The organism is Microbacterium azadirachtae (assembly GCF_000956545.1).
GTDB lineage: Bacteria > Actinomycetota > Actinomycetes > Actinomycetales > Microbacteriaceae > Microbacterium > Microbacterium azadirachtae.
Window position 1 is genome coordinate 49,565 of record NZ_JYIT01000078.1, and the last position, 13,209, is coordinate 62,773.

The following is a 13,209-nucleotide window of genomic DNA, read 5'->3' on the forward strand; positions in this document are numbered from 1 at the left end:
ACGACGCGAATCCCCCTCCGCATCCATCCTCCCCGGCACTCCCCCTGCCAGGGCGTGGGAGGGGTGAGCAGAAAGGCGCTGCCCGTGGCCGAGGCGACCGAGAACCGTGCATCCCAGGAGCAGCCGCCGCAGGGCGACTTCTTCGATCAGCTCCTCGATTCGCCGTCGAGCCAGCAGGCCTTCACGATCGGCTTCCGCGGATACGACAAGGCGGAGGTCGACGCGCACCTCACCGCCCTCAAGGAGGAGCTGCGCCGCGCGACCGACTCGAGCGCCCAGACCGACGCCCACCTGCGCGGTGAGCTGGACAAGGCGTCCGAGAAGCACCGCCGCGAGCTCGAGAAGGCCACCGCCGCCCATGAGGAGCGGGCCGCGAAGCTCGAGGCCGATCTGGCTGCCGCGAACGCGAAGATCGCCGAGTCCGCCCAGCAGATCCAGTCGCTGAGCACGGCGCTCGCCGGATCCCAGGAGGACATCGACGAGGCCACGTCGCGGTCGCAGTTCGAGACCGTGCTGCGCGTCGCCGAGGAGCAGGCCAGCGTGCTCATCCAGAACGCCGCGGTGCAGGCGGAGCGCCTGCTCGAGGCCGCGCGGGACGAGGCGGCCGCCAAGCGCGCCGAGCTCGACGCCGACGTCGCACGCATCACGGCGCAGGCCGAGCGCGACGCCGACCAGGTGCGCCTCAAGATGGAGACCGAGTTCACCGCGCACACCGCTCAGGTCGAGCGCGAGGCCGCGCACGCGGCGGAGAAGGTGAACCACGCCGAGCAGGAGGCGCACTCGATCCGCACCGAGGCCGAGAAGGGCGCTGCGGCCCTGCGGGCGATGGTCACCCGCGAGACCACGGACCTGCGCGTCGCCGCCGAGCGCGAGGTGCGGGAGATGAACGCGCGCGTGCTGGAGATGGAGGAGTCGCTCACCCGCCGCCAGGACGACGCGCAGCAGGAGTTCCTCGTGCTGCACAACCAGGCCGTCGCGCACGCGGAGCGCATCACCGTCGACGCGAACGAGCAGGTCGCCGCGGCCCTGGCCCACGCCGAGCGGATCTCGGCGAAGGCCGACGACTACGAGCGGCTGATGCGCTCGCAGGCCCAGGCGATCGAGGCCGAGGCGCAGGTGCGCGCTCGCGAGACGCTCGACCGTGCCCGCACCAAGTCGCAGAAGATCGTCGACATGGTCACCGCGCACACCGCGAACGTCGTGCGCGATGCAGACGACCGGGCCCGCCAGCTGCGCTGGCAGCAGCAGCAGCTCACGAGCTTCATGGCCGAGGTGCGCGAGCTGATCCGCCCCGACGGCGCGCTCGGCAGCGAGGCATCCGGATCCGCCCCCGCGGCCGAGGACGACAAGGCGTCCGAGGCGCCCGCGGCGTCCGAGGCCGAGTCGCCCGCGGAGGACGCCGAGGCCTGATCCGGGCGCGAGCGCGCCGGGATGGAAAACGCCGCTGCCGGGTGCCCCGGGGCGGCGTTTTCCATCTTCTGGCGCGGTTCCGCATCCCGGCGAGATGGTTTTCGCAGGTTCCGCGAGGCTGGCGGCGGGGTTTTCCATCCCGTGACGACGACGCTCGGGGCGGAACCGGCACGCGGCCTCCCGGGCAGTATCCCCCCGGGGCGCTCGGAGGTTGCGGATATCCCGCTCCCAGCCGCACGCCAGCGGGTCGCTCTAGACTCGAGGCATGGCCCAGCGGAACACGTGGCAGCGCGAACGCGTGCGCGAGGAGCTCTCGGACGCCCCCGGCTTCGTGAGCGCTCAGACGCTGCACGCGACCCTGCGCGAGGCCAACACCGGCATCGGCCTCGCCACCGTGTACCGCGCTCTCGCGGGCCTGGCCGCGTCCGGCGAGGCGGACTCGCTGCAGAGCCCCGAGGGGGAGGCGCTGTACCGCGCGTGCCGCAGCGCGGGGCACCACCATCATCTGATCTGCCGATCCTGCGGCCGGACGGTCGAGATCGAGGCCACCGACGTCGAGCAGTGGGCGCAGCGCACCGCCGCCCAGCACGGCTTCCGCGACGCGGAGCACGTGGTCGACATCTTCGGACTGTGCGCGAGCTGCGCCGACGCCGCTCAGGAGTGATCCCCGCGTGACCCTGACCACCCCCGGCCGCCGTGCGACCGCCGCGCGAGACGGGGCGGCGACGCCGCACGCCCTGCGCACGCCGCCGCCGCGGCTGACGGGGCGCACGGCCCTCATCGGCGCCGTGATCGGCGTCGTCGTGGTCGGCGCCCTGATCGCGATCGACGCGCTGGCGCCGCACCTCTTCTCCGCCCGCCTGCCCAACCGCCTGCAGGACGGCCTGACGCTGTCGCTCAGCGTGCTGTTCGAGGCGCTGCCGTTCGTGATCCTCGGCGTGGTGCTCTCGATCGCCGTGCAGGTGTGGCTGCCCGCCGGCGTCATCGAGCGCGTGCTGCCGAAGCGCGGATGGGCTCGCCGCGCGGTGCTGTCGCTGCTGGGCATGCTCATCCCGGTCTGCGAGTGCGGCAACGTGCCGTTCGCGCGTGGACTCATGATGCGCGGCCTCGGGCCCGCCGAGGCCCTGACGTTCCTCATCGCGGCGCCGATCGTGAACCCGATCGTCATCCTCACCACCCACGCGGCGTTCGGCTTCGACGGCGGCATCCTCGTCGCGCGCCTCGTCGGCGGCTACCTCGTCGCGAACCTCATCGGCTGGGTGTACAGCCGGCACCCGGATCCGGACGCGCTGCTGACCGCGCGGTTCCGCGACACGTGCGACGTCGTCGTGCACGAGCAGGGATCGGGCATCCGGCGCAGTCTCGCCCAGTTCCTCATCGAGCTGCGCGCGGTGATGCCGGCCCTGATCGTCGGATCCGCGCTCGCCGGCGCCGTGCAGGTGCTGGTGCCGCGCGACGTGCTGCTCGCGATCGGATCCAATCCGCTGCTGTCGGTGGTCGCGATGATCGCCCTCGCGATCTCGGTCGCGATCTGCTCGAACGTCGACTCGTTCTTCGCGCTGTCGTTCGCGTCGACGTTCTCGCCGGGCGCGATCGTCGCCTTCCTCCTGGTCGGCCCGCTCGTGGACATCAAGATGATGGCGCTGCTGCGCACCACGTTCACCGCGCGCACGCTCGCCGGGATCGTCGGCATCGTGATCCTGTTCGGCTTCGCCCTGGGGATCGGGGTGAACGTCTTTGCGTGACACGACCGTCCGACCCGCCTCCGAGACGCACGAGGGGCAGGAGCCGTCGCGCCTGCAGGCCCTCGGCACCCGCTGGCTGGGCGCCGGGCTCGCGGCGGCGCTGGCCGTGGCCACGCTCGCGCTCGCGGCGACCGGACGGCTCACCCTCTACATCAGCCCCGAGACGGTGTGGTTCGCCGTGGCCGCGGCGATCGCCACGCTCATCGGCGTCGTGTGGTCGTGCGCGCTGCCCTTCGGCGCCGAGCAGGAGCACGGCCACGACCACGGCGACGCGGGCGCCGGCCACGATCACGCGGATGAGCACGCGCACCCCCGCCCGGCGCGTCGCGTCGTCGGCGTGGTCGCCGGCGCCACCGGCGGGGTGATCGCCACCGGGGTGGTCGCCGGGGCGCTGCTGCTGCCGCCGGCCTCGCTGTCCGTGGACATGGCGATGCAGCGCGCGCCGATGGGCAATGTGCTCTTCGCGGGCGCCGACAACGTGGCCCTCGGCGCCAACACCGATACCAGCACCTTCGGGATCGGCGGCTGGGCCAGCGTCTTCGCCACCGGATCCCGGCCGGAGAAGTACGACGGATCCTCCGTCACGCTCACCGGCTTCCTCACGCCCAGCGGCTCCGCGAAGGATCAGGCGCACCTGACGCGCATGGTGATCTCGCACTGCGTGCTCGACGCGCAGCCCGCGTCGGTGCCGGTGCAGATCACCGGCTGGCAGGGCCAGTACGCTGTGGGCGACTGGATCCAGGTGAAGGGGACCGTCCGCGCGAGTGCGGACGGCAAGCTCTCGATCGTGCCGGCCAGCGTGTCGAAGATCCCGGAGCCGAAGGACCCCTATGAGCACTGACGACGCGGATCGTCCCCTCACCCGCGCCGAACTGCGCGCTCGTCGTGCCGCCGAGGAGGAGGCCGCGGCGCCCTCGGGTGAGCCGGCCGGTTCGACCGCCCCGGAGGCGCCCGAGCTGCCCGCCTCGCTCGAACCGGTGCCCGCGGCCTCGGTCACCCCGGACGACGCGCCGGTCATCGACCCGCGCGACCTGCCCGCCTCGCCGGCGCCTGCCCCTGAGCCTGAGCCTGCCCCGGAGGTGCCGCCCGTTCCCGTGCCTCCCGCCCCGGTCGACGTCTCCGCCGGTCCCGGTCCGCGACGCTCGGCATCCGGCGCCGCAGACGGGGCCGGATCCGATCCGCGCCTCGCGCCGCCGGCATGGGAGCCGCACCCCACCCCCGAGCCGGTCAAGCCCCGCCGCCGGTTCCCGCTGATCCTCGGCGCCGTGCTCGGCATCCTCGTGCTCGTGGTCGCGGGGTTCGGGGTGATCACGCTGCTGCAGGGGCCGCGGATCAGCAGCGTGAAGGTCGACGCCCAGGCCGCGATCGACGCGTCGGGCACGCGCATGATCATCACCGCCAGCCAGGCGCTGGCGAAGGTGGAGCCGTCTCAGGTGTCGGTGAGTCCCGCGACGCCGTTCACGGTCGACACGTCGGGGCGCAACCTCGGCGTGCGTTTCACCGTTCCGCTCGACGACGACACGAACTACACGGTGACCGTGAAGGATGTGACGGGCACCGACAAGCAGCGGCGCAGCACCCTCCAGGCGACGTTCCAGACGCCGAAGTCGTCGATGTTCCTGCTGCAGCGCAACGCCGACGGCGACGACACGATCTTCCACACCGACCTCGGCGGGAAGAACGCCGTCCCGATCGTGCAGCACGAGAAGATCGACGACTTCCGCGCGACGGCCGACCACCTGGTCGTGGCCACCGAGAAGGACGGTGTCTCTGCGCTGCTCGTGATGGACCGCGAAGGCAAGAACGAGCGCACGCTGAAGCTCCCCGGGCCGGGGTTCCTCTCGTCGCTGCAGGTGTCGGAGCGCGGCAACCTCGTCGGCTACACGTTCACCGACAAGGGGGTCAGCGCGACCAGCGGGCGCGCGAGCGTCCTCGTGACGCAGTCGCTCACGGGCGACGGCGACCCGCAGATCGTGTCGCTGGCCGGCAAGCAGCCGAGCGTGGGGCAGTGGGCGTTCGTGCCCGACTCGTCCTCCGCGCTCTTCATCGACTTCACCGGGGCGCTGTACGTCGAGGACCGCACCGACGCCAAGGCGAAGCCGACCGCCCTCGGCGCGGCCCAGACCATCGAGGGGATCACGCGCGGCACCTACACCGCGATCGTCAGCCGCGGGCCCGACCTCATCGAGCTGAACCTCGCCGACGGATCCGAGAAGCCGCTCGCGGCCTCGACGCCCGACTTCGGCGTGCCGGGCACGATCGCGCCCTTCCCCGGAGGAACGCTGCGACAGGTCGCCACCCGCGACGCCACCGGGCTGCCGACCGGCCAGATCGTCACGCGGGTCGCCGACGACGGCAAGGCCGTGAAGCTGTTCAGCGTGACCGGATCCGACGCGATCATGCAGGCCTGCCCGTCACCGAGCGGGCAGTACAGCGCGATCGTGGTGGCGCCCAAGCTCGTCAACAACCCGTACGACCAGTCGCTCCTGCCGCTGCCGACCACGATGCAGACCCACATCCTCGACACCAAGAGCGGCAAGGAGCTCGTCGTGCTCGCGGGATTCGATCCGTCGTGGTGCGCGCAGGCGCCGCACCGGTGATGAACGGGGCGGAGAGCTGATGGGCGCGCCCGCGGACGGGGAGCTCCGGCGGGTCCGTCGCGAGGATCTGCTGCCGCTCCCGCTCGAGGTCGCGCCCCGGCTCCTCGGCGCCCGGCTGCGCACGATCGTCGACGGGGCGGAGGTGGTCCTGCGGATCACCGAGGTCGAGGCCTATCACGGCAAGGGCGTGGGCGATCGGCACGATCCCGGGTCGCACGCGCGCATGGGCCGCACCGCCCGGAACGCGACGATGTGGGGCGAGCCGGGCCACCTGTACGTCTACCTCAGCCACGGCATCCACTCCTGCGTGAACGTCGTGTGCGGGCCGGACGGGGTCGCCGGCGGAATCCTGCTGCGCGCCGGCGAGGTCGTCTCCGGCATCGACGTGGCCGCCGTACGCCGCGCCGCCGGGACACAACGCAGGAGCATCCCGGATCCGGTCCGCGGATCCGGCCTTGCCGCCGCAGATTCTCCTGCGTCCTGGTCTGGAGCCGGGCGAGACCTGGCCCGCGGGCCGGGACGTTTCGGCCAGGCGTCCGGGCTGCGGCACCCGCAGCACGACGGCATCGACGCCGTCACGGGCGCCGAGCACGCCGGAGCGCGCGCCGAGCTGTGGCTGGGCGAGCCGCTCGCCGAGTACGCGTCGGGTCCGCGCGTGGGGGTGGCCGGTCATGCCGGCACCGACGCGTTCCCGTGGCGGTTCTGGATCCCGGGGGATCCGTCCGTCTCGGCGTTCCGCTGGGGGAGGGGCGCGGCCGAGGCCGCCGCCGCCCTCGACACGCCCGGGATCGGATCCGTGCTAGAGTAGCTCTTTGTCTGCGCACACTCCTGTGCGCAGTTCGTATGCCTCCTCCTCTTTGGTCCCCTGAGCTCGTCGAAGGGCGGCGAGGGGAGAGGCGTGCAGACAAGGGATCTTGGGTGGGGCCGTCCGGCCTCACGGTAGAGAAGGAGTCATCATGGCAGCAGTGTGCCAGGTGACCGGAGCAGTTCCCGGTTTCGGTCACAACATCTCGCACTCGCACCGTCGGACGAAGCGCCGCTTCGACCCGAACGTGCAGAAGAAGACGTATTTCGTTCCGTCGCTCGGTCGCAAGATCACGCTGAACGTGTCCGCCAAGGGCATCAAGGTGATCGACGCCCGTGGCATCGAGCGGGTCGTCGCTGACCTCCAGGCGAAGGGTGTGAAGCTCTAATGGCCAAGAAGGCACAGGACATCCGTCCGATCATCAAGCTGCGTTCGACGGCGGGCACGGGGTACACCTACGTGACCAAGAAGAACCGTCGCAACACCCCCGACCGTCTCGTGCTGAAGAAGTACGACCCGGTGGTTCGCAAGCACGTCGAATTCCGAGAGGAGCGTTGATCCATGGCTAAGAAGAGCAAGATCGCGCGCAACGAGCAGCGCAAGGTCGTCGTCGAGCGTTACGCCGAGCGTCGTGCCGAGCTGAAGAAGACCCTGGTCGACCCGAACGCGACCGACGAGGCCCGCGAGGCCGCCCGCGTCGGCCTGCAGAAGCTGCCGCGCAACGCTTCGCCCGCGCGCGTGCGTTCGCGCGACGCCATCGACGGCCGCCCCCGCGGTGTCCTCACGAAGTTCGGCATCTCGCGTGTCCGCTTCCGTGACATGGCGCACCGCGGCGAGCTGCCGGGCGTGACCAAGTCGAGCTGGTAAGTCTCACCGGTCCCTGAGTTCATCGAGGGGCCGCAAGGGGCGGGGATCTTCGGATCCCCGCCCCTTCTGCATGTCCGCGGGCCTTGGTCACGCTGCGGCGGGCTCCGGGATCTGATGCGCGGTCGCCCACTCCAGGGTCTCGTCCGCGATCTGCTCCCAGCCGTCCTGGCTCACCAGCCGGTGCGTGCGGCCGGGGTACTCCCGGTACTCGACGACGGCAGGGCTGCCGCTGGAGCGGTACTTCTTGACGATCGCCCGCCCGATCGCCGGCGGCACGACGTGGTCGATCTCGCCGGTGACGACCAGGAGGGGCGCACGGTCGGTGCGGCCGTAGTCGACGTGCGTGACGCCGCCCTTCTCATCGAGCACGGACGAGACGCCTTCGAAGAACACGCGGTTGTACGAGTTGACCGCGTACTCCTGCCACAGCCGGTCGGACTCGGCGCGGGGCAGGTCGTTGCCGAAGGTGAAGTGGAAGTGGCTCTTGGACAGGGGCTTCGCGCCGTTGCGTCCGAAGGGGTTGGAGAGGATGGGGAACCCCGTCCACAGCGTCGACAGCGGGAGGGCGGTGACCCCGGCGGTCTGCCCGGGAGCGACGCCGACGTAGGCGGCGCCGAGGCCGCGGTCGGCGAGCATCTGCGTGATGACGCCGCCGAACGAGTGGCCGATGATGATCGGCTTCACGGGGAGCGTGCGGATGATCCGCTCGTAGTGATCGGCGATCTGCTTCAGACCGACGCCCTTGAGCGCCTCGGGGTTGCGGCGGATGTCCTCGACGGTGCGGTCGTCGATGCCGGGCCATCCGGGGACGATGACGTCGTGCCCCGCGTCGCGGAAGCGCTGCGCCCAGGTGTCCCAGCTCTTGGGCGTCATCCACAGGCCGTGGATGAGGACGATCGGGGTCTTGGTCGAGGTGGTCATGTCGTGCTCCTTGAAGGGTTCGGTGTTCGAGTGGTCTGCGGGATCCGCGGCTGCTGCTTCGCTGCTCATGGTAGACTGACCGTTCTATCTACACAAGAGTATTCCCGTGTGGCACGATGGAAGAGGAAGGGGAATCCATGACGACGACCACACCGGCGGTGCGCCCCGGCTCCGCACGGCAGCGACTGCTCGACGCGGCGACCGACCTCTTCTACCGCGAGGGGATCCACTCGGTCGGCGTCGACCGGATCATCGAGACCGCCGGCGTCACGCGCGCCACGATGTACAAGCAGTTCGCGGGCAAGGAGGGACTGGTCCTCGCGTATCTGCACGGGGAGGACGAAGGGCTGCGGGGACTGTTCGCGCAGGCGACGCAGGCGTCCGATGACCCCGCCGTGCTGCTCGATCTCGTCGTGGACGGCATCGCGCACGACATCCGCGACCGTCACACGCGCGGCTGCCCGTTCATCAACGCCGCGGCCGAGTACCCCGACCAGGGTCCGGTGCGCGACCTGATCGCCACCCACCGCGAGTGGTTCCGCGAGACGCTGCGGCAGCTGGCCGAGGCGGCGCGACTCCGCGACCCCGACGCCGTGGCCGCCTCCCTCGTGCTGCTGCGCGACGCGGCGCTCGTCGGCGGGTATCTCGACGGGCAGGACCGGGTCGCCCCCGCGTTCGCCCGCACCGCCCGCGACCTCATCGCCGCACACCGCGCCTGACCGTCGCCCCTTCCCGCGTGCCGGTGACGGCGGTGTCGCGAGCACAACGCAGGAGATTCGGGGCATCCGTCGGCGATCGGTGCCGAACCCTGCGGGATCTCCTGCGTTGTGTTCAGAGGAGGGGGCGAGCGTGGTCGAGAGGGGCCGCGGCTGTGACGGGAGTGGCTGGTGAGGCGCGACACGCCGCCGCAAAACGTCAAAACCCGCGAAATGACGCGGAAAACCGGGGTTTGGTTGATACATTCAAGGCGGTCGTTCGACCAACGGGGGGCATCCGCCCATCCGGAACTCTGATACGAAGCGACGGGATCCCCGTCGCTGGAGGATGAAATGGCTGACAAGTCCATCACCAAGACCGAGCTCGTCGCGAGCATCGCCAGCGCCACCGGCCAGAGCCAGGCTGCTGTCTCCGGCGTTCTCGACGCCCTGTTCGCCACGGTCTCGGACGCTGTTGCCAAGGGCAGCAAGGTCTCGATCCCGGGCTGGATCTCGTTCGAGCAGGTCGCGACCGCCGCTCGCACGGGCCGCAACCCGCAGACCGGCGCCGAGATCAAGATCCCGGCCGGCAAGCGCGTCAAGGTGACCGCCGGCTCCAAGCTCAAGGCTGCCGTCAAGTAATCCGGCTCCGCCTCGCAAGGCCGTCCCTCCGGGGGCGGCCTTCTGCGTGTCCGGGCGTCATTCCGGAGCGGTCACGGCCGGTGGGTCGGGACGCGGCGGGCGCGGCCCGTGGAGGCGATGCGCGGAGGTCGAGGGGCCCGCACAGGAGACGCGCCTAGGCTGGAGGGGTGAATCGCCCCTCCTCCGGGGTCCGTCCCCAGCCCGGGACGGGCTCCGACCGCACGGCCCTGCCCAGCGGATCCTCGACCCTGCGCATCGCCGGGCCCGTGATCCTCGTGGGTGCGGCGGTCCTCGCCGTCGTGGCCGGCCTCGCCTTCGGCGGCGGAGCGGCCCCGAACCTGCTGCTCGACCCCGGTCCCGTGGTGCGCTGGGGGCTGCCGGTCGTGAAGACCCTCAGCAACCTCGGGGCGGCCGCGATGCTGGGCTCGCTCGTGCTCGCCCTCTTCGCTCTGCGCAGCGGCGCGCGGTCGTTCGAGATCGCGCTCGACACCGCCTCGATCGGTGCGGCGGTCTTCACCGTGGCCAGCGCCGTGGCGGGACTGTTCACCTTCCTGCAGACGCTCGGCGTGAAGCTCAGCGCGGGCCCGGAGTTCGGTGCGCAACTGGGACGCTTCCTGCTCGAGCTGCCGCTCGGACAGGCGTGGCTGATGACCGTGCTCGCCGGCGCCGTGATCACCATCGCCGCCTTCGCGTTCCGCGGTTGGACGGCGACGCTGCTCACCGCGATCCTCGCCGCCGTCTCGTTCATCCCCCTCGCCACGCAGGGGCACGCGGGCGACCTCAGCGGTCACGACGCCGCCGTGAACTCGCTGCTGCTGCACACGATCGGCGCCGCCGTGTGGATCGGCGGGCTCCTGCTGCTGATCGTGCTGCGCGGATCCCGCAGCGAGCTGAGCGGAGCGCCGAAGGGCGGGAAGAGCGAGGCGGACCACGGCAGCGCCTCCGCCGAGCGCTCGCCCAAGACCGCGAAGGGCGCGAAGGGCCGGGCCTCCGCTCCCCGGGGCGGCGTCACGTTCGCGGCCGTCGTGCGCCGCTACTCGTCGCTGGCGCTCGTGGCGTACGTCGTGGTGGCGGTGTCGGGCGTCGCCCGCTCGATCGTCGCGGTGGGCGACTGGGCGGGCATGCTCACCCCCTACGGCGGCCTCATCGTGGCGAAGGCGGTCGTTCTGATCCTGCTCGGCGCGCTCGGCGCCCGGTACCGCACACGACTCATCCCGAAGCTCGAGACGAGCGGATCCGGTCCGTTCTGGACCCTGGTGCTGCTCGAGCTCGCCCTCATGGGCATCGCCTCCGGACTCGCGGCCGCCCTGTCGCGCACTCCTCCTCCGGCCGGCCTCGAAGCCCCTGCGGTGCGCACCCCGGCCGAGATCCTCACCGGATCCGCGCTGCCGCCCGAGCTCACGCCGATCCGCTGGCTGACGATGTGGAACCTGGATCTCATCTGGGCGGTCGCGGCCGTGCTCGGCGTGGTGCTGTACCTCCTCGGCGTGCGCCGCCTGCGTGCGCGCGGCGACTCCTGGCCGATCCACCGCACCGTGTTCTGGATCCTCGGCATGGCCGCCCTGGTCTGGGTCACCGGCGGCGCGATCAACGCGTATCAGGAGTACCTGTTCAGCGTGCACATGCTCGGGCACATGATGCTGTCGATGGCGATCCCGCTGCTGCTCGTCTCCGGCTCCCCGGTCACCCTCGCCCTGCGCGCGATCGACAAGCGCGGCGACGGCACCCGCGGCGGCAGGGAGTGGATCCTGTGGGCCGTGCACTCGCCGTTCTCCCGCGTCGTCACGAACCCGTTCGTGGCCGCGGCGATCTTCGTGCTGTCGCTCTGGGCGTTCTACTTCACCGATCTCGTGCGCTGGGCGATGACCGACCACATCGGGCACGAGTGGATGACGATGCACTTCCTCATCTCGGGGTACCTGTTCGTGCTCAGCCTGATCGGCGCGGATCCGGTGCCGCGGCGGCTGCCGTACGCCGGACGCCTGATCACGCTCATCGCGGTGATGGCCACGCACGCGTTCTTCGGCATGGCGATCATGATGCAGTCCGGGCTGATGGTGGCGGAGTGGTTCGGCGCGATGGGGCGCACCTGGGGGGCGACCCCGCTGCAGGACCAGTACGTGGGCGGCGGTGTCGCCTGGTCGGTGGGGGAGATCCCCACCCTGATCCTGGCGATCACCGTGGCGATCCAGTGGAGCCGCAGCGACGCCAAGGTGCAGAAGCGGGCGGACCGCGCCGCGGACCGCAGCGGAGACGCCGAGCTCGAGGAGTACAACGCCCGGCTCGCCGAGCTCGCCGAGAAGGATCGCCGCGCGGCCGCGCGCGGGCACTGACGCTTCGGGGTGCGTGGGGCCCTGGGTCCCTGAGCGAGCCGCTCCCTCGCGAACGGGGGCGGGTCAGCCCTCGGAACCTGCCGGGGGGCCGGACTGCTCGGGCGACGTGATGCTGATGGAGGCGGATCCGTCCGGGAGGAAACGGATCGTGCCGTCCACCTGGAACGGCACATCCTGGTCGACGTGCGAGAGCGTGCCGTCGTAGAGCAGCTTCACGTCCAGCGTCACGTGGGCGGTGGCGGAGGCCGGCGGGATCTTCCACCCCTCGTCGTCGGGTTCCAGCGTGATCTCGGGACCCTTGACCATGCTCCAGGTGGGGCCGTCCACGACGCGGTTCGGCACCGCGTAGCCGAACGGGCACCCGGTCGGCTGCAGCACGCTCTGCGTCGTGCACTGCTGGAGGAACTCGTCGACCCGCTGCTGCACGACCTTGACGAACGCGGCGGTGGGCTTGGCCTGCACGTCGAGCGGCACGTCGGCGAGCGGCTTGTCGGCCAGCACCCCCATGCCGTCGGCGGTGGCCGTGGACGTCTTCACCGACACGGAGTACAGCCCGGGGGAGAACACCAGCATCGGCACCGGCTGGAGGGCCGACGAATCCGCGCCCTGCGCCGCGACCTGGCGGCGGTCGAGTTCGAAGCCGTTGACGGAGAAGCGGTCGGATCCGCGCACCGTGAGCGAGATGACGGCGAGCGGGCTCTGCGCGAACTGCCAGGACGGGGCGACGCCGATCCATCCGTCCTGGGCGACCAGGAACGTGCTGGTGCCTGCGTGTCCGCCGGCCTTGTAGTGCACCGTCACCGCGGTCGCGTCGCCCTGCGGGCGTTCGCCGGTCACCGTGATGTCGGTGAGCGAGCTCAGCGCGGCCTGGCGCAGCAAGGCGTCCGACGCGGAGCGGAAGGTGCTCTTGTCGAGGTCGCCGTGCCCGATGGCGACGCCGGGCAGACGCAGCGCATCGGCCGCGCGGCCCTCGGAGAGCAGGGTCAGGTACCGGGTGACGAACGCGGAGGGACTGTAGAACTCGCGGTAGACGGTGACCCCTCCGGCGGCGAGCGCGGCCACGAGCACGAGTCCGATGGCGGCGAGCAGGGTGAGGTCGGCCCAGAGCGGGGCGCGGCGTCGCGCCGTCCGCGCCCGACGCGTCCGCACGCCTGGCGCCAGCACCCCCGACGACTGCACCATGTGCGTCAG

14 protein-coding genes are annotated in these 13,209 nt (G+C 71.4%); 12 read left to right on the top strand and 2 right to left on the bottom strand.

The genetic code is table 11. The features are described from left to right. Positions 1-63 precede the first annotated feature (63 nt). The 9 genes from RL72_RS10790 (at position 64) to rpsN (ending at position 7,427) form a co-directional block, all read left to right on the top strand. Positions 64-1,410 carry a coiled-coil domain-containing protein gene (locus tag RL72_RS10790; RefSeq protein ID WP_156156775.1) on the top strand — a complete coding sequence of 449 codons (1,347 nt, stop codon included), beginning with the start codon at positions 64-66 and terminating at the stop codon, positions 1,408-1,410. Positions 1,411-1,675: 265 nt separating this feature from the next. Further along, the gene (locus RL72_RS10795) at positions 1,676-2,074 is read left to right on the top strand and encodes a Fur family transcriptional regulator (protein ID WP_045250842.1); all 399 of its coding nucleotides are present in this window, start codon (positions 1,676-1,678) and stop codon (positions 2,072-2,074) included. Between the two features lie 13 nt (positions 2,075-2,087). Continuing rightward, positions 2,088-3,155 (top strand): permease, encoded by a 1,068-nt coding sequence (locus tag RL72_RS10800; RefSeq protein ID WP_374700549.1) that lies wholly within the window; start codon positions 2,088-2,090, stop codon positions 3,153-3,155. Continuing rightward, positions 3,148-3,996, top strand: coding sequence for a TIGR03943 family putative permease subunit (locus RL72_RS10805; protein ID WP_248700449.1), 849 nt, complete (start codon positions 3,148-3,150; stop codon positions 3,994-3,996). Before RL72_RS10800 ends, RL72_RS10805 begins: the two co-directional genes overlap by 8 nt. Continuing rightward, the gene (locus tag RL72_RS10815; protein WP_248700450.1) at positions 3,986-5,755 is read left to right on the top strand and encodes a TolB-like translocation protein; all 1,770 of its coding nucleotides are present in this window, start codon (positions 3,986-3,988) and stop codon (positions 5,753-5,755) included. Before RL72_RS10805 ends, RL72_RS10815 begins: the two co-directional genes overlap by 11 nt. A gap of 19 nt (positions 5,756-5,774) precedes the next feature. After that, a complete protein-coding gene (locus tag RL72_RS10820) occupies positions 5,775-6,563 on the top strand; it encodes a DNA-3-methyladenine glycosylase (RefSeq protein WP_045250844.1) in 789 nt (262 codons plus the stop codon). 148 nt (positions 6,564-6,711) lie between these two features. Beyond that, complete coding sequence (rpmB, locus tag RL72_RS10825; protein WP_045250845.1) at positions 6,712-6,948, top strand: 50S ribosomal protein L28; 237 nt, start codon at positions 6,712-6,714, stop codon at positions 6,946-6,948. Continuing rightward, positions 6,948-7,118 carry a 50S ribosomal protein L33 gene (gene rpmG / locus RL72_RS10830; RefSeq protein ID WP_045250846.1) on the top strand — a complete coding sequence of 57 codons (171 nt, stop codon included), beginning with the start codon at positions 6,948-6,950 and terminating at the stop codon, positions 7,116-7,118. Before rpmB ends, rpmG begins: the two co-directional genes overlap by 1 nt. 3 nt (positions 7,119-7,121) lie before the next feature. Next, positions 7,122-7,427 carry a 30S ribosomal protein S14 gene (rpsN, locus tag RL72_RS10835; protein ID WP_045250847.1) on the top strand — a complete coding sequence of 102 codons (306 nt, stop codon included), beginning with the start codon at positions 7,122-7,124 and terminating at the stop codon, positions 7,425-7,427. Between the two features lie 87 nt (positions 7,428-7,514). Here the strand turns inward: rpsN and RL72_RS10840 are convergent, their stop codons facing one another. Next, complete coding sequence (locus RL72_RS10840; RefSeq protein ID WP_045250848.1) at positions 7,515-8,348, bottom strand: alpha/beta hydrolase; 834 nt, start codon at positions 8,346-8,348, stop codon at positions 7,515-7,517. Positions 8,349-8,485: 137 nt separating this feature from the next. Here RL72_RS10840 and RL72_RS10845 point away from each other — a divergent pair, with 137 nt between their 5' ends. The 3 genes from RL72_RS10845 to RL72_RS10855 all read left to right on the top strand — a co-directional run bounded on the left by RL72_RS10845 (position 8,486) and on the right by RL72_RS10855 (position 12,018). Next, on the top strand, positions 8,486-9,067 hold the full coding sequence (locus RL72_RS10845) for a TetR/AcrR family transcriptional regulator (protein WP_045250849.1): 582 nt from the start codon (positions 8,486-8,488) through the stop codon (positions 9,065-9,067). Positions 9,068-9,397: 330 nt separating this feature from the next. After that, on the top strand, positions 9,398-9,685 hold the full coding sequence (locus RL72_RS10850) for an HU family DNA-binding protein (RefSeq protein WP_045250850.1): 288 nt from the start codon (positions 9,398-9,400) through the stop codon (positions 9,683-9,685). A gap of 167 nt (positions 9,686-9,852) precedes the next feature. After that, on the top strand, positions 9,853-12,018 hold the full coding sequence (locus RL72_RS10855; RefSeq protein WP_248700451.1) for a bifunctional copper resistance protein CopD/cytochrome c oxidase assembly protein: 2,166 nt from the start codon (positions 9,853-9,855) through the stop codon (positions 12,016-12,018). Between the two features lie 63 nt (positions 12,019-12,081). On the opposite strand, the gene RL72_RS10860 is transcribed toward RL72_RS10855, so the two are convergent. Then, positions 12,082-13,200 (bottom strand): hypothetical protein, encoded by a 1,119-nt coding sequence (locus tag RL72_RS10860; RefSeq protein WP_045250851.1) that lies wholly within the window; start codon positions 13,198-13,200, stop codon positions 12,082-12,084. Between the last annotated feature and the right edge of the window lie 9 nt (positions 13,201-13,209).